General features: G+C 48.3%; 23 protein-coding genes. 9 read left to right on the top strand and 14 right to left on the bottom strand.

Going from position 1 to position 26544, the window contains the following annotated elements:
• The 14 genes from QN379_RS07190 to QN379_RS07125 all read right to left on the bottom strand — a co-directional run bounded on the left by QN379_RS07190 (position 1) and on the right by QN379_RS07125 (position 14987).
• The gene (locus QN379_RS07190; protein ID WP_323506348.1) at positions 1 to 1704 is read right to left on the bottom strand and encodes a GspE/PulE family protein; all 1704 of its coding nucleotides are present in this window, start codon (positions 1702 to 1704) and stop codon (positions 1 to 3) included.
• 311 nt (positions 1705 to 2015) lie between these two features.
• Positions 2016 to 2531, bottom strand: coding sequence for a hypothetical protein (locus tag QN379_RS07185; RefSeq protein WP_322237963.1), 516 nt, complete (start codon positions 2529 to 2531; stop codon positions 2016 to 2018).
• Positions 2512 to 3366, bottom strand: coding sequence for a type II secretion system protein (locus QN379_RS07180; protein WP_323506347.1), 855 nt, complete (start codon positions 3364 to 3366; stop codon positions 2512 to 2514). Before QN379_RS07180 ends, QN379_RS07185 begins: the two co-directional genes overlap by 20 nt.
• Positions 3353 to 3931 (bottom strand): prepilin-type N-terminal cleavage/methylation domain-containing protein, encoded by a 579-nt coding sequence (locus tag QN379_RS07175; protein ID WP_323506346.1) that lies wholly within the window; start codon positions 3929 to 3931, stop codon positions 3353 to 3355. Before QN379_RS07175 ends, QN379_RS07180 begins: the two co-directional genes overlap by 14 nt.
• Positions 3921 to 4400 (bottom strand): GspH/FimT family pseudopilin, encoded by a 480-nt coding sequence (locus QN379_RS07170; protein WP_323506345.1) that lies wholly within the window; start codon positions 4398 to 4400, stop codon positions 3921 to 3923. The genes QN379_RS07175 and QN379_RS07170 overlap by 11 nt, the downstream gene beginning before the upstream one ends.
• Before the next feature lie 136 nt (positions 4401 to 4536).
• Positions 4537 to 4905, bottom strand: coding sequence for a type II secretion system protein (locus tag QN379_RS07165; RefSeq protein ID WP_322237971.1), 369 nt, complete (start codon positions 4903 to 4905; stop codon positions 4537 to 4539).
• A 533-nt stretch (positions 4906 to 5438) separates the two neighbouring features.
• Positions 5439 to 8327: a DUF6701 domain-containing protein gene (locus QN379_RS07160; RefSeq protein ID WP_323506344.1), complete on the bottom strand. Its 2889-nt coding sequence runs from the start codon at positions 8325 to 8327 to the stop codon at positions 5439 to 5441.
• 22 nt (positions 8328 to 8349) lie between these two features.
• Positions 8350 to 9642, bottom strand: a complete 1293-nt coding sequence (locus tag QN379_RS07155; RefSeq protein ID WP_323506343.1) for a tetratricopeptide repeat protein — start codon at positions 9640 to 9642, stop codon at positions 8350 to 8352.
• Positions 9639 to 10532, bottom strand: coding sequence for an ExeA family protein (locus tag QN379_RS07150; protein ID WP_323506342.1), 894 nt, complete (start codon positions 10530 to 10532; stop codon positions 9639 to 9641). The genes QN379_RS07155 and QN379_RS07150 overlap by 4 nt, the downstream gene beginning before the upstream one ends.
• Before the next feature lie 2 nt (positions 10533 to 10534).
• Positions 10535 to 12265, bottom strand: a complete 1731-nt coding sequence (locus QN379_RS07145; RefSeq protein WP_322237979.1) for a secretin N-terminal domain-containing protein — start codon at positions 12263 to 12265, stop codon at positions 10535 to 10537.
• Between the two features lie 28 nt (positions 12266 to 12293).
• Positions 12294 to 12590 (bottom strand): MSHA biogenesis protein MshK, encoded by a 297-nt coding sequence (locus QN379_RS07140; protein WP_323506341.1) that lies wholly within the window; start codon positions 12588 to 12590, stop codon positions 12294 to 12296.
• A 62-nt stretch (positions 12591 to 12652) separates the two neighbouring features.
• Positions 12653 to 13369 (bottom strand): MSHA biogenesis protein MshJ, encoded by a 717-nt coding sequence (locus QN379_RS07135; RefSeq protein WP_322237983.1) that lies wholly within the window; start codon positions 13367 to 13369, stop codon positions 12653 to 12655.
• The gene (locus QN379_RS07130) at positions 13369 to 14151 is read right to left on the bottom strand and encodes an MSHA biogenesis protein MshI (protein ID WP_322237985.1); all 783 of its coding nucleotides are present in this window, start codon (positions 14149 to 14151) and stop codon (positions 13369 to 13371) included. Before QN379_RS07130 ends, QN379_RS07135 begins: the two co-directional genes overlap by 1 nt.
• Positions 14148 to 14987 (bottom strand): agglutinin biogenesis protein MshI, encoded by an 840-nt coding sequence (locus QN379_RS07125; protein WP_322237987.1) that lies wholly within the window; start codon positions 14985 to 14987, stop codon positions 14148 to 14150. Before QN379_RS07125 ends, QN379_RS07130 begins: the two co-directional genes overlap by 4 nt.
• A gap of 715 nt (positions 14988 to 15702) precedes the next feature.
• Here QN379_RS07125 and QN379_RS07120 point away from each other — a divergent pair.
• The 9 genes from QN379_RS07120 to QN379_RS07080 all read left to right on the top strand — a co-directional run bounded on the left by QN379_RS07120 (position 15703) and on the right by QN379_RS07080 (position 26425).
• Positions 15703 to 17976, top strand: a complete 2274-nt coding sequence (locus QN379_RS07120) for a TonB-dependent siderophore receptor (protein WP_323506340.1) — start codon at positions 15703 to 15705, stop codon at positions 17974 to 17976.
• Between the two features lie 22 nt (positions 17977 to 17998).
• Positions 17999 to 19207: a phosphotransferase enzyme family protein gene (locus QN379_RS07115; RefSeq protein ID WP_323506339.1), complete on the top strand. Its 1209-nt coding sequence runs from the start codon at positions 17999 to 18001 to the stop codon at positions 19205 to 19207.
• 64 nt (positions 19208 to 19271) lie between these two features.
• The gene (gene pnuC, locus QN379_RS07110; protein ID WP_323506338.1) at positions 19272 to 19910 is read left to right on the top strand and encodes a nicotinamide riboside transporter PnuC; all 639 of its coding nucleotides are present in this window, start codon (positions 19272 to 19274) and stop codon (positions 19908 to 19910) included.
• A 49-nt stretch (positions 19911 to 19959) separates the two neighbouring features.
• Entirely contained in the window at positions 19960 to 21129 is a 1170-nt protein-coding gene (dinB, locus tag QN379_RS07105) for a DNA polymerase IV (RefSeq protein ID WP_323506393.1), read from the top strand.
• 378 nt (positions 21130 to 21507) lie between these two features.
• Positions 21508 to 22119, top strand: a complete 612-nt coding sequence (locus QN379_RS07100; protein WP_322237994.1) for a hypothetical protein — start codon at positions 21508 to 21510, stop codon at positions 22117 to 22119.
• A 498-nt stretch (positions 22120 to 22617) separates the two neighbouring features.
• Positions 22618 to 23454, top strand: a complete 837-nt coding sequence (locus tag QN379_RS07095; RefSeq protein WP_416186825.1) for a ferritin-like domain-containing protein — start codon at positions 22618 to 22620, stop codon at positions 23452 to 23454.
• A 324-nt stretch (positions 23455 to 23778) separates the two neighbouring features.
• Positions 23779 to 24546 (top strand): GNAT family N-acetyltransferase, encoded by a 768-nt coding sequence (locus QN379_RS07090; protein ID WP_322237996.1) that lies wholly within the window; start codon positions 23779 to 23781, stop codon positions 24544 to 24546.
• Positions 24543 to 25403, top strand: a complete 861-nt coding sequence (locus QN379_RS07085; RefSeq protein WP_322237997.1) for a UDP-2,3-diacylglucosamine diphosphatase — start codon at positions 24543 to 24545, stop codon at positions 25401 to 25403. The genes QN379_RS07090 and QN379_RS07085 overlap by 4 nt, the downstream gene beginning before the upstream one ends.
• A complete protein-coding gene (locus QN379_RS07080) occupies positions 25385 to 26425 on the top strand; it encodes a glycosyltransferase family 1 protein (protein ID WP_322237999.1) in 1041 nt (346 codons plus the stop codon). Before QN379_RS07085 ends, QN379_RS07080 begins: the two co-directional genes overlap by 19 nt.
• The last annotated feature ends 119 nt before the right edge of the window (positions 26426 to 26544 follow it).

Raw genomic sequence — 26544 nt, 5'->3', positions numbered from 1 at the left:
TTAATCCTCAAGCTGAATACTGATACGCATTGCTTCGCTGACCGTCGTTCGTCGCTCCAGGACCAACGCCACCGCATGACGACGTAAGGTTTCACCGGCTAACTGGGCTCGCGCTACTTTCATAAAAAGGGCGGGATCATCGCCATTTGCTGCATCCGCCACTTCTCTGGTTATTTCAAGCATTTCATAGACCCCGACCCGACCACGATAACCAGTACCGTTGCAATGGGTGCAGCCCCGACCATGGGCGTATTGGTGTGTATTCACGGTCTCTTTAAGCTCAGTCTTTAACCACTCAATTTCGTTGACTTGTAAGGTGGCGTCTTCCGAGCAGCTTTCGCAAATTAAACGCAGTAAACGTTGTGCGACGACTGCTTGTAAGGAACTGGCAACCATATAACCCGGCACACCCATGTCGAGCAAACGTATCGGCGTGCTGATAGCATCGTTGGTGTGCAACGTCGACAATACCATGTGGCCTGTCATTGCGGCGCGCATGCCGATCTGTGCGGTTTCCTGATCGCGCATTTCTCCGACTAACACGACGTCTGGATCCTGGCGTAAAGCGGAGCGAAGAACTCTGGAAAAGCTTAGTTCGATTTTGTCGTTAACTTGTACCTGATTGATGCCGGGTAACCGATACTCGACGGGATCTTCTACCGTGATGAGTTTTTTCTCGAGCGTATTGAGTTCAGACAATGCGCCGTATAACGTTGTTGTCTTGCCGCTACCGGTTGGCCCTGTTACCAGCACCAGTCCGTTAGGGCGCTGCACGATTGCACGAAACCGTTTTAGCATTTCCTTTGGCATACCGATAGCATCCAGATTGAGTATGCCGCCGCTCTGATTGAGCAGGCGCATGACGACTGATTCTCCATATTGCGTCGGCATCGTCGACATCCGCACGTCGATCTGTTGTTGCTTGACTTTGATCGCAAAGCGTCCGTCTTGCGGCAGACGTTTTTCTGAAATATCAAGATCCGCCATCAGTTTCAGTCGCAGCGCCAGCGACGGTGCAATCTTGATATCGGCTTCGGTCTGCAAATGTAAAACGCCATCGATACGAAATCGGATATGTAGTCGTTTTTCTTGTGGCTCGATATGAATATCCGAGGCACCGACTTGCGTTGCATCATCAAATACCGATTGCAGAAGCTTGACGACGGGGGCGTCCTCCAGACCAGTTCCGCTCCCTAAAGTGCCGAAATCGATACTATTATCACCGAGCTCTTGCTCTAGCTCGCGAGCCAAACCCGTAATTTCATTGGTCCGGCGGTACAGTCTGTCGATGGTTTGAAGGAGTTCACTTTCATTGACAACGGCGAGCGTAATGTCGCGCTTAAGTAGGCGGGCAATTTCATCGTATGCAAACAAATCGGTCGGATCAGCCATTCCGATTAATAGTCCGGCGGGCTGCTCTTCCATAACAATGGCGCGAAACCGGCGCGCCTGTATTTCAGGCAGGAGAAGCACTATGTTCGATTTGATATGGTACTGCTTGAGGTGGATGTAAGGAATGCGGAGTTGGCGGGCCAGAGCGGCAGAAATAGCGTCTTCCGTCGCAAAACCATTTTCAACAAAAATACGCCCCAACTTTCGTCCTGTTCGCTGCTGCTCGCTTAATCCCAATTGCAATTGTTCTTGGGATAGCAATTTTTGCTGCAGTAAAATTTCACCTAAACGAATTTTTTCCGGTCTGGCCATGAGTGCTCCTTGAAACTTCTTACATTGCACCATGTGCAGTGTGTATTTAATATGTGAGGCAAACGAGCCGGGTTGCGGAAGTTTACGTTTAATTTGCCACCAATTGCTCGTGCTCTTTGATTCCTGGCGAAATAAAACGCGCATTAGTGAACGCGCCGGATATCTCGCTACCTACTATTAGTCGATAAGTTTGATCGTACGATAGAGCGCCGGAGAGGGCAAGATGATGCATCATTCGACAGGTTACTCTACGACCCACTTTCTAACTGTTCCCGTTGTTTGCTCAGTATTCAATATCCAAATACCAAGATTCACTCAATGCAGGGCACGCCAGCCGTCCGGCAAGTGCTGATCGTTGCGGACATCTGACGCTCCACGTATTGGGTACTGCGGGGTGTCCCAAGACTAGCCGTGACGATAAACTGCATTGCACCAATTTGATTTGGTCCTTCCGTGTAGGTCGTCGATGTACAGTCGACCCGCACACTAAAACCAGTTAAAGCACCAGCCAGGTGACTGAGGGTTGTCGGGTTTGCGGGGCAAACATAAGGTGTCTGGCCCGATGGTAAATTGGTCTGCTCGGGCTTCATGGCCTGATACACACCCCATTCTATCCCGGTCCGGGCAGCTTGATACGCGCGCGACCCCTGTAAATCTTGCGCTGAAGTTGTTTGCTGCACGGTTGAAAGCGTGACCATGACAGCGCCTAGCCCTGCTAATACAACCAATAAAAAAATAGCCGTCATCAATGCAAAGCCGCGCTGTGCATGTGGTCTGGAGCGGCAACCTCCGTTTGATAAGGCCCGTTTAGGGTGAGTTACTGACATGAACTGCATAGTAGAGGCTGGCCGTTTCATTGTTTTTAGTGATCGCGATACGCAGTGAAATCAAGCTGTTGCGTTGCGTCACGCCGACCGTATATGTGAATTCGCAGTGACTGATATTTTGTGCCAGCACTGGCGCGTTAGCTGGTATTGCGGGGCAGGAGGTGGGAGCGGCCGCGTTAATTCCGTAACCCGATAAGCGATATAGGCTGCCGTTTCCGTTACCGGCTGCATCAATCCCGGTGCCGCTGTTGGTGCAAACATAAAACACTGCTTGCTCCGCAGCTGGCATGATCTGAAAGCGATTGCCGGGTGATGCAAACGGAAACTGTTTTGCTGAAGTCAGTGTAATACTGTTGGCGGTGGCAGTCGAAATAGTTGCTCGATTCTCGCCGGAATAAGCATCCGCACCAGGTATTCCCAGATTATAGACGACCAATTGGTCGCCGCTGGCGGGTATTGGATTGAGGGTTGATAGCACGTCGAAGGTTGTAGTCGGGGCCGTAAAATTGAGCGCTGCGCCGGGAGCATCAACCCGATAGCGTCCGCCGCTGGCTGTTGGCAGGTATTCCAGGCATAGTGGTGATGCGCCAACGCTGCGCACACTATTTGGCAGCGCCAGGCGCAAGTCTCGACCAATTCGGCGCAGTGCTGTATCGGCTGTGTCGGTGACCTCCACGCGTCGTTCCAGATCAAAATAGCCTTGAATCGGGCTACGCATGAAGATCGCCACCACTGCGGCGATGATGCCGGTGATGGTGATGACCATTACCGCTTCGATCAGCGTAAAACCACGCTGCCGGATTGAGGTGGCTAACATGGCATTAGGGTACGGCATTAGGTGCATAACGAAAACGATAACCCGTGACCGTAATATCGGCAGAACTTGATACAGCTCTTACGTCAATTTGCAAAACATCATTTTTGGCCGCTGCTGGTGCTAAAGTATCGCCAACTTGTTTGATGGCGACCGATACTGAGTAGGACGCGAGTCCGGTGATCGGTGTACCTGAGATATCTAATATTGGACTCATTGAAAAATTGTTGTAATCAGCCACGTTATCAGCTTCGCGTTGCGCAACGTTGCTGACGCGGGACGTCGACGGTAAATCGTCTTCGTTTGCTATTCCCGGGATGCCAGCACAATCGCCGACACTGTTAGCAGTCAACGCATTGGCGTCGGATGGGGCGCAATAGGTGAAGGGTTGCAAGCTGATTTCCTCCAGCATTGATTTTGCTATTGCCAGCGCCTGCTTGCGTTGCACAGGATCTTCACTATTTTTTGTAGTGATGTTCATCACCGATAGAATGCCTGCAATCCCCACGCTAACGATGACGATGAACAGAATGAGTTCAATCAGCGAGATCCCTTTTTGCTGATTCAGAGACGTGTTAGTGGACATATCCGGTCTCTCGCTCAACAGTAATTATTCTTTTCATGCCATCGCCGACGATGGACAACTGGACGGTCGCGTCTGGCGATGGCTTCCCTAATGCTGAGAAAAAAAACGAGGAGTTTGTTGATTCGATAGTGATACCGTTTGGTGTGACTTTACTGAATTTTTGCTGGTCAGACGGACCGAGCACGACTTGTTTGGCATCGCTGTTGGTGCAATTGATATCGGAGAGATAGGTAAGGCATATCGTTCCGTTTACGCTGCTCACATTGACGAACGTTGGGGTGTGTTGTGCTATGGCGATTTTTTGTGCGTAACGCAGCATTGACAAAGTTTGATCATAAAAGCCACGTGCTTGGAATGTCTGGCGTCCTGAGAAACGCGGGATAGCGACGACGGCAATAACGCCTGTGATAACGATCACCATGACCAGCTCGATCAAGGTAAATCCATTACTGTTTTTTGAAATTGTCATACCTTTGCTAGCTGGAAGGCTTTGATTTTATCAAAACCAACTTGGCATAAAAGTGTATTGCAATAAACCCGGGAAAGATTGCAGAGTCCTGCAACATGTTGTCCCCGGGAGAATTGGTTCAGTGCGCTTTTATGAATTAAATACCGACAATGTGCGCAATCGATGTAGGTAGTGCGAGGCCGGTCAGTACGCATGCATTATCGCCAGATACGATGGCAACGCCTGTGTCCAATGAATAGCCTGCTGGCAGAGGGCCTTGTAGCACCGCTAAAGCAGCGGTGGAGCAATTCAAGCCGATTGTTGTTGTACCATGTCCGGCAATAACGGCAGCATAGTTAATTGCGCTACCTGATTCAATTGATCCTTTAACACCTGCGAGCGCAGCAACTTGTGCGTCGGATTTTAAATCGGCAAATTTAGGCAAGGCCACCGCAGCCAATATTCCCAAAATAACGATGACCATGACTAATTCGATGAGGGTAAAACCCGATTGCTGCTTTTTCATTAAATATCTCCGTTGCTAAATAATACAAAATACCAATGCTGAGAATCAACGTTGGTCGGCTGTGTGAAGTGATACGACTTGTACTACTTTTACGGAAATAATTGTTTAGTATGCAAACAAAAGTTACACGTGGAAAACCAAAAATGCACCCTTGATTCGTTATTCAGAAAGTACATTTGAATAATACATTGGAAGAAGAAGCCTTTTGATTTACAGCAATGAATATATAACGATTTGCACTAAAAAATTTAACATTTGATAATAAAATGTGGTTAATCCGCGTTAAATTGCGGTGATGAAGGCGCGAGGTCTCGTGAAGTATTTCTGTACAGAAATTTAATTTTATTAATCAATTTTATTAGATTGAAATAGTAATAAAGGCCTCGTGCTTATAATATTGCCGCATGGAATTTTTTTAATAAATTCACCGCTTCTTCTTCATGAACGACGCTTGTATTTTGTGCCGCAGATGCGCCTCTGGCGCGCCTCTAACGCTGAAAGTCAAAAAAATTACTAATACCAATTAATTCCAATTAGTACATCTCTCGCTGATAAATAATCGATGATTTATAAAGCCCAAAAGTCGCTCGAGAAGCAGGGTTGATACCAAACCAGGGAATGTTGGCGCTGGTGGCTGCCGACTCGGTTGTGCTTACGCAAGTGTTATCCGTTGCGCTGGTACTGATGTTGACAGTTAGGTCCACACTGCCAGCATTTTTTGCACCGGGTTTGGTGAGGATTAATCCCGGTGCTGGTAGTTTTCCTGCAATCAGTGTTGTACTGCCAGCGGGAGACAGCTGGGTTTTGCACGCACTGAGTTGCTTAAGATAGTTATTCATTTTGATGCTGGATGCAGGGATGACAGTGCAGCTGTCAGCCATATTGGTGACATAGTAGGACCCCGTCCAGTATTGGGCCTCAAGCGGTATCGGTAATGCCAATAACTCTGAACCGTACGCGTTCTGCATCTTGAGCCGTCCGTAGCGCAATCTGGTGGCACTGCCGACCGCGGTGGGTGTGCTTGCTGTGACTTCACCATCACTTGGTGCCGCAAGTACGGTAACGAAGGTTTCTATTGTTGCGACATTTGGTCGGCTGATTTGCTGGCCTGCTGATACGCTGGCAGAGCCGTTGGTCCAGTTGCCGCTCACGCCGGTGGCGCTGCTGGTTAAGTTTGATCCTGTCGGCAATGCGCTCGTACTAAAACGGTAACCAGCATAATTAGTCAGATTTAACTTGGCAAATACGCCAGTGTAATTTTGGGTGATACCGTTTGCCGTGTTTTGCGCCATCAAGCCAAACGCAGTAATGAAACCGTCTTGTCCGAAATAACTAAAAGGGGTGCTGGAAGCGGCGCACGCGGCGGTGATCGGGGAAGGGCTTATGGCGAAGTGATCCGGTATGAAGCGTCCGAACGACAGTGTGCCGGTATTGCCAATGCTGCAGCCATATTTTCCTCCGATTAAGGTATCAGAGAGATTGCTATCAGCTGAGGTACTTGTTATGCAATCCCCATTGGCGCTATCTATGGCCGTGAACGTGTCGTCGCGATACGCACCGGGGGCGAGATAAAGATAGCCCACTTCGGTATAAGTCGCATTGATCGCTTTGGTATTGACGGCTAATGTAGCGGGCGACAGGATGCCGGCTACGCCGCCGCTTTGTTGCGTTGCGGCTTGCGTGGTAGTTTGAGCCGTTAATTTTGTGGTGTCGAGGGCCATGGCTCCCGCATAGCCATCATTGGCATGAGTAGCAGCGAGCAGGCTGAAACCACTGCCTCCATTGATGATTGGGAGTGCGGTTGTTGAGGGTGCTGTCGCCGTTGCTGAGGTCGATAGCGTGACCGTGGAAGGGCGCACCGAGAACTGATCGGAAGAGCAAGCCGGAGCCAAAGCGGTGAAGCTTCCACAGCTACTATCGGTGCATTCCCGGACGCGACACCGTAATATTGGGGCGGCATTTGCAAGGTTGAAATTGCCGGTCGACGTGCGCCCGGCAGCACTTACGGAGAAGTTCACTGTTTGAGATGCCACAGGGGTTTGGCTAGCCAGGGCTGTGCAACTGGTCGGTGGGGTTGTATCGTTGAATAAATCCACTCTGACCGACTTGGGGGTGCTAGTAGTGCCGCTGTAACCGGTCGCCAGTGTGCCATCGGATTTAAGCGCCGCGATGTCGAAGGTAAAGTTAGCGTTGACCAGCTTAGTAAAGAGCGGTTTTCTTGCCGTTGCTACCCATGGCGTATTGCTATCCTTTTCCAGGCAGTCAAAGGTACTGACATGCGATGCACCGCCAGCACCTGCTGGGGCTGGACATACAAGCGGCGAGGGTAAGTTGGTGTTATTGGTCACGCAGCTACTGTCACCAGTTGCCAGGCAACACACGCTGTTGATAATGGCCATGTTACCGAGAGTAATAGGGTCGGACATATTCGTTGAGATCAAACCGCTGACTGTGGTGTTTGCTCCCACAGCGATGTTACCGGAAGCGGTACCGACGTTTCCGTTCACAGTTATTGATGCGCCTAACGTGATGGCACCGACAGCGCTACTAGAAATGGAGCCACCAACGCTAGTGCCTGCACCGATACCGACGCCGCCGGTAGCAGTACTAATGCTGCCACCAATCATAACCGTCGCGCCAATCGTGATCGCACCAGTCTGGATGGTGGTAAGACTGCCGCTGACTGAGCTTCCCGCGCCGACTGTTACTGCGCCTTGAACGGTGCTGATAGTGCCGTTTATGTCAGTACCGGCACCCACCGTGACGGCCCCGATATTCGTGGTGATATTGCCGCTGAGCGTGCTATTAGCGCCGATATCAATTGCCCCACCAGAAGTTAAGTTAGCGTTCGAAATGCAACTGGCGCCGAATCCGATTGCGCCGCTTACGTTGAAGTTCAGATTCGAAGCCGAACCCCCTTTATTGATCTGGCAACTGGCGCCCGCAGAAAAAGCGCCATTTACGGTGACGGTGGCTGGGGCGTAAATACTGATCGTATCGCCAGCAGCGAGAGACAAGGTGCCACATGTGTAGGAGCCGCTACCGCCGCTGCAACCGGCCGGAAGATAGCCTGGAAAAGTGTAGTCGATAGCTTGTGCCGGCAATGCTGTCAGTAACAGTAACGGTAGGACGATTAGTAAAAATAACCACCGCCGGAGGTGAGTACGCAGAGAGGATGTTTGGTGACGGATAAAATTTGAGTTAGGACGCGCATTGATCCATGCTTTTGGATAAGACGATATTTTGACCATTCCGGCGATAGAAAGGCGCTCTTGACTCTGCGTCGCACGCCTTCGGATAATGAATTGCAGTCTGGCGCTGTAACTCAGCGCAATAGCGGCAATAGCGGTAATAAGCGTAATTGGTGCAGTCAGTAGCCCAAGCGCCGAAGCCAAATGCTGTATTGTTTTTTTAAAGGACATTTTATTTAAGATAGGATGGCTATTAGCGCGGCATCTGGCTCAATTTTTGATCGACAAAAGTCCGTAATTCTGGCGATAATGTCGAGGACGATTTAGCGCGGGTAAATGCGTCCTTGGCTTCTGGTAAGCGATTTTCAGCCTGCAAAGAAATACCGTAGCCCATCCACCAAAGACCGTTTTCAGGCATCTTGCGGATCGCAATTGCATAATGATCAATGGCTTCTTTGTGTCGTTTTTCACGCTGCAATAAAGCCGCCAGAAAAGCTTGGTAATCCGCATCAGCCAGTGCATACGAGAGCGATCGCTCCAACGTTTCCAGCGCTGTCCGTGTGTTGCCGCGCTCAACCTGAAGACGCGCCAAAATCATCGCCATGCCTGTTTGAGCGGGATCAATGGCTATTCCCTCTTGCAACTTGCGCATGGCATCATCCTGATGCTTTGTGTCGAGCAGCAAACCAACCAAGGTTTGGCGGGCCGCCGCGTGTTTTGGATCAAGCTGTAAAACTTGCTGCAGCATATCGATAGCTTGTGATATCTGCCCGACATCGATCAGCGTAACGGCTTTGCGATAATGATTGTCTATGGCTTGTTGCGGGGTCACTTCTTTGGCTTGAGGCGCTATCTTGCCGTCGTTTTCTGAGTCAGCCTTCCCTTTTTTTTTTGTGTTATTGCGGGGAATTGCTTTTACGTCATTTTGCGTAGAGCGCAAGACTGGCGTGGCGTTAAGGATTGTTGACGCATTTGCATCGGCATTCAGCGTATTGGCAATCCTGCCAGCAATGTCTGTATTGTTATTGGTGATCGACTTAGTCTCATCATTCTTTGTTGGATCATTCGCGGTGCTTTTGCCAATGCTCATAGGCGCCGGCAGCGGTTTAACAGGAAGCACTTCTGAGGGGGAAGTCAACGCTGGCTTTATTTCTGATGTCCCTGCAGGGGATACATCGGTCGGTAGGGCATCGGGTGCGGTTGGTATCGCAGGTATCGCAGGTGTCGCGGGTAATATTGTTAATGCGGGAGCGGGTAAAGGCGTAGCTTTTATTGCTTGCCCTGACGCCGCAGGTTTAACGATGGCTGCGGCAGGCGATGCTTTTTGCCAATACCGCAATCCCCACACTGCACCGATTACTATGGCTATCAACAACAACAACAACAGCGCCGCCACCCACCAGATACGTCGCGATTTATTATCTACATTCGGTACTGTCCGGATGTGGTTTTGCGACAAGGCGCCCGTCCCGGTCGGTCCGATAACTACACCAACGGTGGATCCACGCTTGTCGAGATCCTGCAGCATTTGATTGATAAGACTCATTTAAAATAATCCACAGCCATATCTATAAATAAAAAAAAGAACGCCGAGCCGCCTAATAGTCGCCAGAACCATGAATGAGGTTTTGAGGAAAAGGTATCCTTCACTGCCACACGGACATTTGCCGGACCAACCTGCTGATGGCCTTTGCCGTAAGCAGCCATCAAGGATTTGTGGGCTAAAATATTTACCAATCGCGGAATTCCGCCGCTCGCTCTGTACAGGCGTCGCAGTGCGCCATGGGTGAACAAGCGGCTACCAGTGAATCCAGCAACGTTCAGACGATGCGAAATATAAAACGCCATGTCATCTTTGGTCAGTGGCGCAATATCGTATTCAAATGTGATGCGCTGCTTCAATTGCCGAATCGTATTGTTTTGCAATTTCAGATTTAATTCAGGCTGTCCAAACAGGACGATTTGCAATAACTTTCTTTTTTCTGTTTCCAGATTGGTTAATAAACGCAGCGCCTCCAGACTTTCCAGCGGCAACGCTTGTGCTTCATCCAGGCACAGTACGACTTTTTTTCCTTGTTCGGCCAGTTTAAGTAAACGGAGATTGATTGATTTCATCAAATGATGTTGGTCGACATCCTTCTCCAGCACAATCTCCAATTCGTCTGCTACCGCCAGCATCAACGGGCGCGGTTCAAGCGATGGATTGGGTATGTAAGCTGTCACAAAGCTATCGTCGAGGGTTGACATGAACTTGCGACATAACATTGTTTTTCCGGTGCCAACTTCACCGGTAATTTTGATGAAGCCTTCACCATTATTGGTCGCAATCAACAGCGTATTTAAGGCAGCCTGATAATTCGAGCATGCGAAAAAAAAGCTGGTATCGGGTGTTATACCAAATGGTAATTCACGTAAACAGAAATGTGCTTTATACATGGTTAGCGCTGTCCTTGGACCTGTGCGTCTCCGTCGCCCATATTGCGCGGTACCAAACCTTGCAATCTGCGCTGACTATCAAGCATGTCCTGATCCCAGCTATCTTCGCCCTGAACGATGGTTGGTTTGAGCAAGATGACCAATTCGCTTTTTTGCGACACACGGCTGTTATTGCGGAATAGATTACCGAGCACTGGCACATCAGCGGCCCCGGGTACTTGGGCGCGATCAGATGAGGACGATTGGCGCATCAGACCACCAATGGCAATGATCCGTCCATCCTGACCGCGGACCACGCTATCGGTCTCGGAGATTGCGCTGGAGGCTAAAGGCAAGCTCAATGTGCCGCCACTTGCTCCCAAATTGATCACTTTGTCGACTGTTGTTACTTGACTCACGGACGGGTGAATATGCAAGGTGATATTGCCGATTGCATCAATTTGAGGCGTCACATCCAGTGATACACCAGAGAAAAAGGGCTGCACATCCACGGTAGTGATCGGTAGCGTAGTCGTATTGCCGGAACTTACGCCTTGGGAGGTCGTCAATTTCGTCACAAAAAACTCATCTGTACCGACTTTCAAGACCGCTTTTTGATTATTCATCGTGGCGATGCGGGGACTGGATAAGACATGCACCGTTCCTTGAGAGTCGAGAAACGAAATCAGCGCTGCAAAATTGCTATTTTGAAAGGCCAAACCGAACAGCGAGCCAGCCGCCGTGTTGACCGCGCCCAAGGTGCTGCCAGCAACGGCGTTGATTGCGTTAGTACCACCGTTGGTCAAGGTTGTGCCAGCGACTGACGAAAGCGTTGTTCCAGGTGCGACATAGCCGAGCGAAGTCCGGCTACCTTTGCCGCCAAAGGCAGACCAATTAACGCCAGATTGAAAATTATCATTGAGTGAGACCTCAATGATTTTGGCTTCCAAAATCACCTGGCGATCTACCGATAATTGGGTCGCCTTTAAAAACGTCGAGACATTCCGCAATTCATCCGACATGGCGCGAATCACTACGACACCCGATTGCGGGCTGATCACGACGCTACGTCCGTCTTTGTCGCCAATGATGGCGTTTAAAGAGGCCTTCAGTTCGCCCCAAAAGTCGTTGTTTGAAGTTGTACTAATTTTGCTGCTGTCGACTGCACGCGAGGTCGTTCCGGACTGCGACTGATATCCGGGCGTGTTGTTACTACCCGAATTACTGGATACAACGTCACTCACCGAACCTGAAGTAACGCGGATATCAGATGATCCTTTGCGACTGCCGCTGAGATAATTGACCTGAAAAATACTTGTTTGCAAACTTAACGGTTTAACATAAATACGCGTGCCTTCAACCTTGTATTCATAGCCATAGAGTTCTCGGATTGCGTCCAGTGCTTCAAACAATGTCACGTTTTTAAGATTGGCCGAAATAGTGCCGGTGACGTCAGGATGAACCAGCATGTTGTAACGCGTACCGGCAACCAGCGCCATAAAAAACTGACTTGCTGGCACATTATTGAACGATAAATTAAATCGCTCTTCCATTGGTTGCCGCGTTTTTGGCATTTCAATTTTGAGCGGCGGCAACAGCGACGCAAAAACGGCTTCCTGCTGGGTGCGCTTCGCGTTGTTTTCTACCGCGCTATTCATCTCGGTATTGATAAGGTCGTACGTTTCACGCTTAGAGGCCGGTGAAGCGCATCCTGTCAATCCTACGATCAAAATAGCTATGAGAGTCTTTTGCATTCTTTTCTAAAGCCTGTTGATGTACATTTTAAGGTGTAGATTTGTTGACTGATTTTTTTTGTATATCAGGAAAAAGTTTCAACACTTGTTGTTCTTTTCCATTTTGTAAAATGACTTCGGTTTCACTCATCTTTACCAGACGAAATTCACCGAATTTTTGACGAAGTTTGACTGTTTTCCCGCTGATAATCGCTATCTTGCTATGCTCTGAAATGATGACGGATTGGAGTACCGGGCCACTGGCTGCCGGGATCGCTTCGCCGTGTCCGGTACTGATACCGATGGAATCTGGTGGGCGTGTCGGGTCAGGCGTAGTTTGTGCCATGACCGTTGATGCTATCAGCAAGGAGCAATATGCTGCTGTTGCGATCCATTTGGCAAATGTGCTCATAGATTTAGCCATTTTTCATCCAGGCTTAAGGTGAACAGCGTCAGACTTAAGGTGGCGTCCGGATAAGTGTCTATCTGCATCGTTGCTTTGCCCCAAAATAATTGCCAAGGCATTGCTTCCAGTGCCGACATGTAATGCATCATGTCGAGATACCTTCCTTGAATAACAATTTCGACACCATGTTTGTAAATGCCGCTGCCGTTTTCGATGCCACGCACTGCCTGTGCTCCCGTTACAGATGGCTTTTCTAGCGAAATTTTTTCGTCAGTGGGTGTGGGGTTGGGATTGTTTAGCGTGCTGACGGGAAGTGTGTTGAGCGAAATTAAGCGTAACGCGCCGTTACGTTTCAAGATATCTTCGAGTAGCGATGTCATGTTCTCCGGCTTGACGAGCACGCTATTTAATCCCAACAGCTTGGAATGGAGTTGTTGCGATTGCTCCTGCAAAATTTTTAAACGATCACTGTTGATAACATCCGGATCGAAGGCTCTTGATCTCAGGCGTTCTTGAATCGCAGTCTGTATTACAGCAATTTTTGATTGATTGTTTTGAATGTGGAGCGACATTAGTTTTTGTCGGTCAAATTGTGGATTAAATAATAATGTATTGAATAATAGTATGAGCGTCAGTGCAGCACCGATGAAGATCATGATGCGCTCACGCAGACTCATGGCATCAATTTTTGAAATGATTGGCTGGAGGTTGTGTTTCATTACCCTTTTTCTCCGCGTAATTCTGCCGGTTGCTTGACGGGTTTGGCGTTTTGTACAGCGGTCGTTGCCGGAATATTTGGCATGATAGAAGGAATCGCGGAGGGTGGCGCGGTGTATGACGCGATGTCAGAGGCCGTCTTGTCTTTCGCTATGCCTGATGATCGCAGATCAAACTCCACGTAGGGCGCAGCGATCGGAGAATTAGCTTGATGCGCATTGCCGCTCGCTGCTATTTGCGGGACGTGGATATCAAGTCTGGAAAAAGTTTTTCCTTGCATGACGGTCTCATTTTTAAGACGACCAATATAATAGGGCACTAGCTCAGGGCGCAATGCGCGGCCGCGCAAATCCATCTCGTTGCCAGCGCCGATAATACTGAAACCGGTTAACCACAAGCCATCCACTATTTGACGAGAAAAGGCGCCTAAATAAGCTGAATAGCCGCTGGTATTGCCGATGTCACCTTTTTCCAGTTTATCGAATACCTGTTGCAAGGATTTGACTTCCAGGTCTGTCTTTGTAACGCTATCCTCGATAGATTGACTTTTTGGATGCGGTGCATATTCAGTAGTGACTTTGTTTAACTCGGCCTGAACCACTATTAACTGCGCAAAAGTACTGGCCTCGTCTTTACTGACGCTAGAAAATTGATAGCCAGAATAAACGGAAATACATGCGGCACCAAGGATTATTAATCCCAACGCCTGAAGCATCGCTACCGCAGAAAAATATTTCTTTTGCTTTAAAAATATGGGATTGAAAAGATTGATCTGCTGACTCATAACTTCTTCTCATCAAGGCGCAACGCCGCACCCAGCGTGATGAAGTAGCGTTGTTGTTGCTCAATCTTGTAGAGTTCCGGCACCTTGGAAAAATCTAGAATGGTTTCTAAATTCAAGGTTTCAATTGGAATGTATAGATTGGCGGAAAGGTATTCCTGCAGCGCTGTTCCCTCTTCTCCCATCGGGGAGAGTATTAATTTTGACAATGACAGCGCGTGATACTGTCGATCAAAATGATCTAATGATCGTTGGAGGTCGAGTGTAATGCGTTCGTAAATGATTGTGATTTGAGATGCGTCGGCCGCTTGTAGTTGGGTGATGGTGGTATCCATTCGGCGTGACAAATAGAGCTCACCTGCGGAGGTGATGGTAACGAGCCCACCTTCCGAATTGAAGGACAGCAACGCGACGGCATGTCCTTCTGGTTCTAGTAATGTAGCGATGTTACGCTGCGCCATTTCAGGAACATCAATGACGCGTAACGCAATATTGGCATCTTCGAATAACGCTTGACGCTGTTCGATTAATTGATTGCGGACCACCACTGCAAACAGCGCGTTGCTGTGTAATGGCCCATTTTTGTCGATGGGGATAGCAAGAACATCAATGGTGGCGTCGTCAACGTGATAGTCCAGCATATCCTTTAAGCGCCAGCGTACGGCTTTTTTAAGCTCATCTGGCGGCACATTTAGCGGATCAATGGAGAGTAGTTGATACTCACCGATATTGAGTAAGTGGGAGCATTGATAACGATTTACGTTGATATCTTGCGCAAGCTTACTGAGCGTAACGGCTGTTGTAGTTTTTTCTGAAGGGTAAAAAGATAATAATTCCACGCTAGGCTTGCTAGACGGCAACCTTTTTAAATGGGCGGCGTAAACACCATCGAAATGACAACCAATCGCTAACCAACCTGCATTTTTTTTAGTTTTACTGAATAAGCTCACAAATAAACCTTTGCTGGTGCTGAATAAAAGTAATTGATGAGCGGTGCCCGTACCAGGGTACGGATAATGGTTACTGTATCGCAATTTGATCCGTATCGTTAGGTAAAATTAACGTTTTGTGGCGGTTATATTTTTCATAAATATCGGATTTTAACGAGGACGTACAGTTACCGTAAGGTTCTTAACCGCAATCGACTTCAAAGAGATGCTTTTGGGAAATTATCGTGATGACCAGTCGTGCAAATTGTGAAGTGAGTTTTTAAATATAAGTGTTGTAAAACACGACGTATTTATATCGATTTCAAGCTTTATTGCCAGAACTGGTGTTGTCGAAGGATAATCTAGCGCGTTGTTTTTCGGTTGAGTGGACAGATCAGGATTTAGATTAGGACAGAGATCTGGATAGAAACCGAGGCAGAGATTCCACTTTCGCAGAATAAATTTTGCTACATCAGATGATGCTGCTCAAAGTAACTAACGCAACGTCGGAATGCTTTTCGCTTGAAATTTGAAATCACAATTGACTCATCTGAGTATTGTAACAATTGTTAATAAAGCAATTTTCCTCCCACTTTTTAACTGCAATAATTAACGCACTACCTACATGACATCGATAAAAAAATTGCCAGTTCGCAGCCTGATCAGTTCTTCTTTTCCTTTTGCAAAAAAACTGTTAACAATGTTGGTTGCTGCAACGACTACCGTTGGCGCAGGCGTTAGCTGTGCAGAAACTGAAGTAGATCAGCCGTCCAGTCAGAGCGCCACGACAGCGGTTAGGATTCCAAATACACACGAATTACCGCTGGTTACCGTCAAGGCAGAAGGTGAAGCAAAGGATAGCTATCGTGCCAGATCAGCGACAGTCGGTACATTTGGCAGCGAGACGTTGTTAGACACACCAGCGTCGATCTCGGTGGTTACGCGCAGTCAGCTGGACGATCAGCAATCTCGGTTACTCAGTGATGTGGTACGTAACGATGCCTCGATTGATAATAATTACACGCCATTGGGCTATTACGAAAATTTTAGCATCAGGGGATTTTCGTTAGATTTGGCGTCTAGCTACCAACTGGATGGCATGACGATTTCGGGTGAGCAAAATGTGGCACTGGAAAATAAAGAGCGGGTAGAGGTATTGAAGGGATTAGCTGGCTTGCAGGGCGGCCTTGCCGCACCCGGCGGATTGATCAACTATATTAGCAAGCGACCGGCCGATGTCGCGTCTGTGACGTTGGGAACCGACTCGCGCGGATCGCGCTATCTGGCGACCGATGTCGGGACGTTATTTGGCGATCAAAAACAGTTCGGTTTACGGGTTAACGCCGCGCATGAAGGAATAAATACCTACGTCGATGGCGTGAGCGGTAATCGCAATTTTGTCTCAGTAGCGGCGGATTGGGTTCTCTCACCGTCTGCGACGCTGCAGTTTAATATTGAAGATCAGCATAGCCAGCAGCTTTCTGTGCCGGGTTATCAACTACTTGGCGGCACTGTTATCCCAAGCGGTGTTTCTCCTTACCGTTTGCTCGGTGGGCAGCCTTGGGGCAAGCCTGTCACTATGGATTCGTTGAACACCAACTTGCGTCTCGACGTAGCGATCAATCCGGACTGGCATGGCTCTTTAGCAGTTAGCCGGAGCAGGGTGATTATTGATGATAATTCGACATTTCCTTATGGCTGCTTTTATGTGAGTAGTTGCGGGGCCGGTGGCACGCCGCCGCAATACTTTAGCGCGACCGGGGATGTTGATGTTTACGATTATCGCTTCCCGAATGACACACGACGCAACGATCAGGTTCAGGCAATTTTGCAAGGCAAAACAATGCTTGGTGGATTACGCCATGACCTCACGTTCGGTGCGAGTAGTTTCCGTCGCACGGTGAGTTTGAGCGACGGCGTCAACCAGTATGTCGGCAGCGACAATATCTACAATGCGACTCCGTTAATTTTTGCGCCATCGACTGATATACCGTCGTCTTCCACGCGCCGTCTCGATAGTCGGCAACAGGGTTTGTTTGCATTGGATCGCATACAACTTAGCGAGCGTTGGCAAATTCTGGCGGGTGCACGTCAGGTCTGGTTGCGTGAAAATGCATTCGATGACACCGGCGCGACGACGCGAACAACTGACAAATCGATGCTGTTACCACAACTGGCATTGATCTATAAGCCGCTTGCAACGATGACTTTATATACCAGCTACAGCAAGGGTCTGACGATGGGTGGTCAGGCGCCGTTTTGGGCGACGATTAACCCTTCGGCATTTTTGCCGCCGACCGTGTCGCGCCAGATTGAAGCTGGTATTAAATTTGAAGTAAGTAATCAACTGATGTTGAGCGCGGCCATTTTCCAGATGACCAAGCCATACGAATATCCGAAACCGGAAGGTGCCGATATTGAGTATGTGCAAGAAGGAACACAGACTAATAAAGGCATTGAATTAAGCGCAGCTGGCCAAGTCACCAAACGGTTGCGACTGACCGCTAGTTTTGCGGGAACGCAGGCTATTGCTACCAATACGGGAACACCCGCATACGATGGCCATCAAGCCATTAATGTGCCACGTTTGCGAGGCAGTATTTACGCTGACTATGCGGTTCCGGGCATCGATGGTCTGAATCTGCTGGGCGGTTGGGAATATAGCGCGCGCAAGGCCGCGACACGTTCAGGCGATGTTGATGTGCCGTCCGTTAATGTATTTAATGCCGGTTTGCGCTATGCCGCTGTGTTGTCTGGTCACAAGGCAGTCGTTCGTTTGGCCGTCGATAACCTGCTCAATAAGCAATACTGGAAAGACGTTGGAGAATACCTCGGTGATGGTTATTTGCATTTAGGCGCGCCGCGCACCGCCCGTTTGTCCGTCCAATACGATTTTTAAGCAGGTCGAAATTGATTTTAAGATGAGCCACCAAACCGATAACACTTCATTGCTCAGTCATGGCCTGGACGCGAATGACGTGCCACCCGCCTGGCCGCCACTGAAGCTGGCCGAAATAAAGGATTTGTTGAGGCGGTATCCACAAACCGGTGAGGTTATACGCCTTACATGGTTTAGCCCACGGCCGTTTTCCAGCGCCTGTGTGGTGGAGACGACGTCAGGCATGTTGTTTGTTAAGCGTCTGATAAAGGCGATACGCAGTGCCGCTGATCTTTTGGAAGAGCATCGGTTTATTGCACATTTAGCATTGCATATGTCGGTTGACGGACCCGCCGTCAGCGAAGTTCTTGCTGATATGCATGGTGCCACAGCGATTGCCGACGGCGACTGGACCTATGAAGTGCATCGACTGGCGAAGGGAAATGACGTCTATCGGGATGCCTTTTCCTGGACACCATTTTTGCACCCCGGACATGCCTATGCGGCCGGCCGTGCCCTGGCGGAAATGCATCAGGGTGCAGCCGGTTATAACGCTCCTGCACGCAAGGCAATGTTGCTGGTGTCGGGGTTTTCAATATTTAGCGACGATGATCCTCTCACCGCGATGGCGCATTACATCGACGCCCGGCCAGGCTTGGCGACCTACGTCGCACAACGTGATTGGCGTCAGGATGTAGAGCGTGTATTGATGCCTTTTTACGCATGCTTGCAACCGTTGCTAAAAAATCTGGTGCCCTTATGGACGCATAACGACTGGCATGCTTCCAATTTGTTATGGTGCGCATCAGACGATCAGAACGATGCTGGCGGGGCGAAAGTAGCGACAATACTGGACTTTGGCCTATGCGATCAAACCTGCGCGGTCTACGATTTGGCTATCGCCATTGTTACGAATATTGTCGAATGGCTGAAACTTCCGCAGCTAGACGCTAATAATCAGTTACAGGACGATCAATTAGTACACTTTGATCAATTGGCGCTTTTGCTGGATGGCTATGAAGCCGTGGTTCCTTTGTCGGCGTTCGATATGGCTGCCGTGACCGCTCTGCTGCCGCTTGCACACGTGGAGTTTGCGCTTTCCGAGCTGGCATATTTTTATGGCGTTCAAGGCTCCGCGGAGAATGCAACAGTGGCTTATGATACGTATTTATTGGGTCATGCAGAATGGTTTAATAGCGATGCGGGACGGCGATTGTTAGCGTATATGCGGGATCGCAGTACGAAGAAGTGACAATCTCAAAAGAGAACAATCCTGGAAGAGATAAACTTCCTCAGTCCATAATTGAAAGAAAAAAATGTCCGGTTTGGAAATAGTGGCGGTCATTGTCAGCGCGCTGGCGGTCTGGCTCACGGCACGCCGTAACATATGGTGCTGGCCGGTTGGTTGTGTATCGGTGATGTTTTATTCGCAGATCTTTTTTGATGCCAAATTGTATTCTGACTTGCTGCTGCAACTGATTTTTTTTGTCATGCAATTGTACGGCTGGTGGCATTGGACGCGCAACCGCACGCATTCCCAAACCTTGCCGGATGCATCGCGAGATGAAGATAAAGTACACATCATGCCCCGACGATTGTCAGTCGCCGGTTGTTGGGTTGGTTTGATGATCGGCGCTGCGGGAAGTCTCTTGCTGGGCTACGTGATGGCGCGCTTTACGGATGCGCATATTCCCTGGCTTGATTCTGCTCTGACCAGTTTTAGTCTGGTGGCGCAATATTGGATGGCGCGTAAATACATTGCAAACTGGTGGCTATGGATAGCCGTCGACGTCATTTACATTGGCGTGTATGTCTACAAAGATTTACAGTTGACTGCGGGCTTGTACGCAATGTTTATTATTCTGGCGATTGTTGGCTTGCGCAATTGGCGTCGTGAGTTGCTGCAATATGAGAGTGCCACGCCGAGTGTTAGTCTGGCGGCGCAGAACTATTAAAAACAACTAAGAGTATTCAACGTCGATAATGTCCGAAACTCCCAACGATATGTCACTGCCAACGCGCTATGTTGCGCATCTCGATATGGATGCCTTCTATGCTTCGGTAGAGCTATTACGCTATCCGGAATTGCGTGGTCGCTCTGTTGCCATTGGTGGTGGATCGGACCATCAACCGGTCGTAAACGCGGACGGGACGCGCAGCTATGCAACTCTCCGACATTATGTCGGTCGCGGTGTAATCACGACATCTACTTATGAAGCACGTGCGCTGGGTATTTTTTCGGCAATGGGAATCATGAAGGCTGCAAAACTGGCCCCGGATACAGTCTTATTGCCCACCGACTTTGAAGCGTATCGACATTATTCAAGATTATTTAAAGCTGCCGTGGCGAGCATTACGCCACTCATTGAAGACCGTGGTATAGATGAAATTTACATTGATCTTAGCGGACAAACAGAACCGATTGCTATTCTTGCAGCGCGTATAAAAAAGGCGGTAAATGATGCCACCGGGCTTTCTTGCTCGATTGGCGTTGCGTCTAATAAACTACTCGCAAAAATCTGTTCTGATCTGGAAAAACCGAATGGATTGACCATTCTGACGCAAGCCGATTTAGCAACCCGTATCTGGCCGCTTTCGGTAAGCAAGGTTAATGGTATCGGACCAAAATCAGCCGAGAAATTAACCTTGTTAGGTATTCGTACAATTGCGGAGCTGGCCCACGCAGACACTGGCATGCTTCAGGAAAATTTCGGTAGCAGTTATGGCGCATGGCTGCATTGCGTTGCACACGGTATTGATGATGGGCCCGTTGTGACGCATTCCGAACCCAAGTCGATCAGTCGCGAAACTACTTTCGAGCGCGACCTTCATGCAACGGCAGATCGCACAACACTCACAGAAATATTTACACGTTTATGTGAGCGCCTCGCTGGCGATCTACAGCGCAAAGGCTACGTTGGGCGCACGGTAGGAATCAAGTTACGCTTTACTGATTTCAGTGCGGTGACACGTGACGTCACTCTTCCTTCAAGCACCGACGATGCGGTCGCTATTCGGCGTGCTGCAGGAGAATGTCTCCGCCGTGTCTCTTTCCATCAAAAGCTGCGGTTACTTGGCGTACGCGTCAGTGCGTTGGAGAGAAAAGGGGTGGCGAGCACAGCGTCACAGCGAGCACAAGGTGATTTGTTCGAAAATGGCACGGATGCGCCTTGATGGGTTTGTAATGGTTTGCAGCGCGTGGTGATGCGTTGTTTGAATCTTTGCTAATTTAGTTGATTTTACTTTCCGGAAAATTAATAACTTTTTTTGTCGGTGCCCTGATGGGACGTGAGCCATATTTTTGAAGGCGCGTTTTATTGCTAAGTCTTTGACCCCTTCGAAGAAACTATTGCCAGTGTAACGGTTCGACGCAACGCCAGATGCAACGTCTGGCTGGTTTATATTTCTCCCAATTTCTAAAAAAAATAAACGCGAATTATAAGAATGATCCTAGATACATTTCCGCAAAAAACCTATATTCTCCTTGCCAATGACTTTTAGTTCAGCAACACAACATGCGATTGGTATTTTATTACCCATCGATTAGCAAGCGTGAAACTACATTCAAGCCCTCGTGCCATTTCCGCATTTTGGCATTTTTTTTACGGGTATAAATTGTATAACTTCTTATTAATGTTCGTTCTCTTCATGCCTGTTTCTTTCGCTTCAGCTGCTGCGGTAATGCAGGATGTAACGGTGGGTCAATTGCTGGAGCGGGCCGAGAGAGGAGAGCGCAAGGCAATCAAAATGCTTGCCGCTGCGGGTGCTGTCATATTCCAGGGACGCTCCCTTAACAGGCGTGTCGAGATCACGCCTGAGATCAATGGATTAATGAAAATAATCAGTATACGAGTTAGCTTATTAAGGATTGCTGAATATACAGAGAATGGTTTTTTGAATAAAAATTCATTTCTAATGTGGACTAAAAAACGTGATCCGATTCCGGCATGTGTCTGGCTAATGCGTGCCGCCAATTATCCCGATGAGAGTGGCGAGTCGGATAAAAAATACGCCCATGAGATACGTAAAAGATTAGGTAATTCGATCGAAAAAATGACCGATGAACAGATAGTTGCATGCCAAAAAGGCGCAGACAATTGGATTCTCGGCTTGCCAGATGTGGAAGACACATGGGCCACTATTCAAAGCTCTGTTTTAGGCTAAGTGGCTAGCAATATGACTCATGAAAATAATCGAATTACCTGCCACGGATCTGCTTAAGAACTATGATCTTTGGATGGGACGATAACTGCTTTTTGGCATTGAGGTAACTTCGTCTCATAGGTAATGGAAGGCCAAAATTTGTAATTCAAACAAACTGTTATCGCCTCATCGCTACTTACGATGCTTGCGTTTGGCGACGCCATTTTTTAACGAGCTGAAACTTTTTCAACTGGTAAAAAATATCGTGCAACATATTAATCTCTGATATTTACGCAGATAAAACGAGGATCGAAACTGAACAACAAGCATGTCTTGATCAACAAAAATAATCGTCCACCGGTGTAATTCAACCACTCATTTCTCCTGTAATCAAGCAGGTGATTAACTTCGTCGCAGGTAAATTATTTGATGGCACAACGGTTGCAGGCTTCATTACGGTCGTGATTTGAAAGTCACGTGGAGATACTTCCCATTTATATTATTAAGGAATTGAAAAGATTGAATAAAAATTATAATGGTGGAATAGAAAGTACACATTGGAAAATAGCTGATCTTGATTTTTCTACGATTGACCTTGCGCAGGTAGCGCTAGATGAAAACCTTTTCTATTTAGTGACTAGCGCATCATTTATCGAGAGTGGATCAAGTTTATATACGCAGAATCTGGTTGAATATTACCGGGATGAACCAGAAATTGAAGATTGGTTGCGCAATCAATGGGAAGTTGAAGAGCTTCAACACGGGCAAGCTTTGCGGGCATATGTGAATTATGTATGGCCAGAGTTTGACTGGGAAACTGGTTATCGACATTTTTTTAAAGAGTATTCTGATCATTGCAAGGTAGAGCTTTTAGCACCTACCAAGGGTCTGGAGATGGTGGCGCATTGTGCAGTGGAGGCGAGTACCGCGGCGCTATATCGGGCTCTGTCGCGTTGCACTACTGAACCGATATTAAAAGAAATGGCATCGTTGATTGGGCGCGACGAGGTTAGTCACTATAAGTATTTTTATCGCTATTTCCGCCGATTCCGGAAAGAGGAGGGATTGCGTCGGCATCGGATATTGTGGACATTGTGTCACCGGATGCTAGAAATAAAAAATCAGGATACTAGTTGCGCGTTAAGGCACGTCGTTCAAATCAAGTCTCCCTCACACGCCAACGATGCGGCATATATCAAAAACATCAGTAAAAAAATGAATGAGATGGTCCGCCGCCATTTATCTGCCGATATGACGATTAAGATGGTTATCCGGCCATTGGACTTGCCCCCGATGATTGAATCCATGGTGACTTATCCGTTGACGCAGATTATGAACAAATTTTTTCTACGTTAAAGGGGTTACATCGGTCGCGGCGGTCGGGCCTTAACCCATCAATTGACCAGTGGCGATAAGAAGTATCTTGTCGTTATGGCTTACGTCAGGTCGGCTATCAATACAAGAGCTGCTGGCTGGAGCGGGTAAATCGACCGACGTCCGCAAATTGGTGATCTGTGGGACTGAATTATTGAATATTGAAGACGAAAGAAAGTCGTTTAGCACGTCTTCACGGAGCATTTTAAATACTGTTGCCAAGTCATCAAACAGACATAAATGTGTCATTTTCCTGAAGTAATCGCTCGTTACTCTGGCATTGTCAACATCTAAAAAGGACAATGCATGCGTTTATTGACCATACCCCGCGATGCAAACCCGATTTTTCCCAAGCTAACGGTGAGTATTGCCACCACACAGGAAGAAATACGGGAAGTGCAACGCTTGCGGTATAAAGTTTTTGTTGAGGCATTTAGTTTGTCTGCGCTGGTGAATGTAGACGGCCTTGATGTCGATGAATTTGACGCTTACTGCGATCACCTGATTGTCCGTGACAACAAAACCTTGCGCGTAGTTGGCACATATCGCGTGATGAGTCCGCATGCGTCGCGTCGCATGGGTTCTTACTACTCTGAAAAGGAATTCGATCTGGGTCGGCTCGACCATTTACGCAATCACCTTGCCGAAGCAGGGCGCGCTTGCATACATCCCGACTATCGTAGTGGCAGTGTCATCATGCTTTTGTGGGCGGGATTAGCGGCGTATATGCGGCGTGAACGTTGCGACTATTTGATGGGATGCGTCAGCGTTAGCCTTGCTGACGGGGGCCATAATGCTGTGGCTTTGTATCACTCTATGACCGACGAGAATTTCTCTCCTCCAGAGTATCGGGTTACGCCAATTACGCCGTTCTCGGTTTATGAACGCGAACCCGGGCATGTGCCGATTATGCCACCGCTTTTAAAGGGATATTTACGCAGTGGTGCATGGGTTTGTGGTGAACCGGCCTGGGACCCTGACTTTCATTCTGCCGATTTTTTCCTGTTATTGCCGTTAGCCAGACTTGATAGTCGTTATGCACGTCATTATCGCAAAGAAATGAGTCCAGGATGAAACCAAGCGAACGCTTTCTGAGCAGCGGATTTTCTGGTTCAGGTACGGATATCAAACGCGAACCAATTCGCTTCAGGGCGATCTGGATTTCTGATGTGCATCTTGGGACAACCGGATGTCAGGCGAAGCGCTTACTGGAATTTTTACGGGCGACTGAATCGGAGACGCTCTATCTGGTTGGCGATATCATAGATGGTTGGCAATTGAAGCGGCGCTGGTATTGGGATCAAGCGCATAATAACGTCGTTCAAACGGTATTAAAAAAAGCACGAAAGGGGACTGAAGTTATTTTTGTTCCTGGCAATCACGACGAAGCGATCCGTCAATTCATCGATCTTGATTTTGGCGGTATCAAAATACGCGATGAGTTGATACATACCACCGCCAAAGGAAAGCGGTTTCTGGTGCTGCATGGAGATCGCTTTGATGGCGTTATTTCCTGCGCTAAATGGTTGGCGTATGTCGGTGATAGTTTGTACACAGTGATTCTCAAGTTTAACCAGTGGTTCAATGGCTGGCGTGCTCGAGCGGGATTACCTTATTGGTCGCTATCCCAATATTTAAAGCTTAAAGTAAAAAATGCAGTGAATTATATTTCTTCTTTTGAAAATGCTTTAGCAGCAGAAGCAGCCAAAAAGGGCCTTGATGGCGTCATTTGTGGACATATTCATAAGCCTGAAATGCGTGAGATCAATGGGATCACTTATTGCAACGACGGCGATTGGGTGGAGAGTTTAACCGCATTGGTAGAGGACGCCAGCGGTACGTTGCGTTTAGTGTCGTGGCAAGAAATCGTGGGACAGAAGAGTGCAATAGCCAGCGCCAATGTTGGAGAGCTATGCGAATTGCCATCATAGCGGACGCTTCTCTTACGCAAATTAATGGTGTCGTCAATACGTTGCAAGAAACCTGTCGATGCTTGCGCAATATCGGTCATGAGGTCTTATTGCTCACTCCCGACGATGCTGCCACGTTCGCTTGTCCTACTTATCCAGAAATCCGATTAGCCTATAAGCCTTATCGGCGAGTGGCTGCTTCGTTGCGCGATTTTCAGCCCGATTGCCTACACATCTCGACCGAAGGCCCGATGGGGTTGGCGGCCAGACGTTTTTGTTTGCGTCACAAAATAGGATTTACCACGGCATATCACACGCGCTTTCCTGAATATCTGAGTGCGCGCGCGATGATGCCAAAGGCGGTGACCTATCGATGGTTGCGCTGGTTTCACTGGCCGTCCAAGGCGGTGATGGTACCGACCCCGCATATGATAGCCGCACTGCAAAAGCGCGGATTTAGGCGTTTGGTGCTGTGGGGACGCGGAGTTGACACAGAGCGATTCCAATGCATCGAGCAGGATCGATCGTGTATTCAACGGCCTTTATATTTATATGTTGGAAGAGTGGCGATCGAAAAAAATATAGCAGCATTTTTAGATGCTGATTTACCTGGCAGTAAGTGGATTATTGGCGATGGTCCAATGCGTGAAGAGTTGCAGCTACGCTACCCGGATACGCACTTTTTGGGTAGTAAATTACATCAGGAATTAAGCGCCTATTACAACTGTGCCGACGTATTGGTGTTTCCAAGCGAAACAGATACGTTTGGATTGGTCATGCTGGAAGCAATGGCTTGCGGTGTCCCTATTGCAGCATATCCAGTGTGTGGACCGATCGATGTGGTGAGGGACGGTGTATCGGGGAGTCTGGAGTTTGACTTAAGGCGTGCGTGTATTCAGGCGCTTCGGCTGGATCGACATCAGGTACGCGAGCATGCGCTGACCTATTCGTGGGAATTGGCGACACAACAGTTTTTGCAAAGTTTGTATCGAGTTGATGCTATTAAAACGATGGAATGGGCGCAAATGTCCATAATATCCTGATCGCTATACTTATTTTATAACGTGTATCAATACTTTTTCTTATCTGGCACCGTCCGTCAGTATGGCAAAATACGCAAGATTCGAAGTTTAATGCGCCAAATTTTCTCGGGATCAAAACA

Source organism: Glaciimonas sp. Gout2, assembly GCF_035018905.1.
GTDB lineage: Bacteria > Pseudomonadota > Gammaproteobacteria > Burkholderiales > Burkholderiaceae_D > Glaciimonas.
Note: the sequence above shows the minus strand (reverse complement) of the source record. Positions and strands in the feature narration are given on the sequence as shown.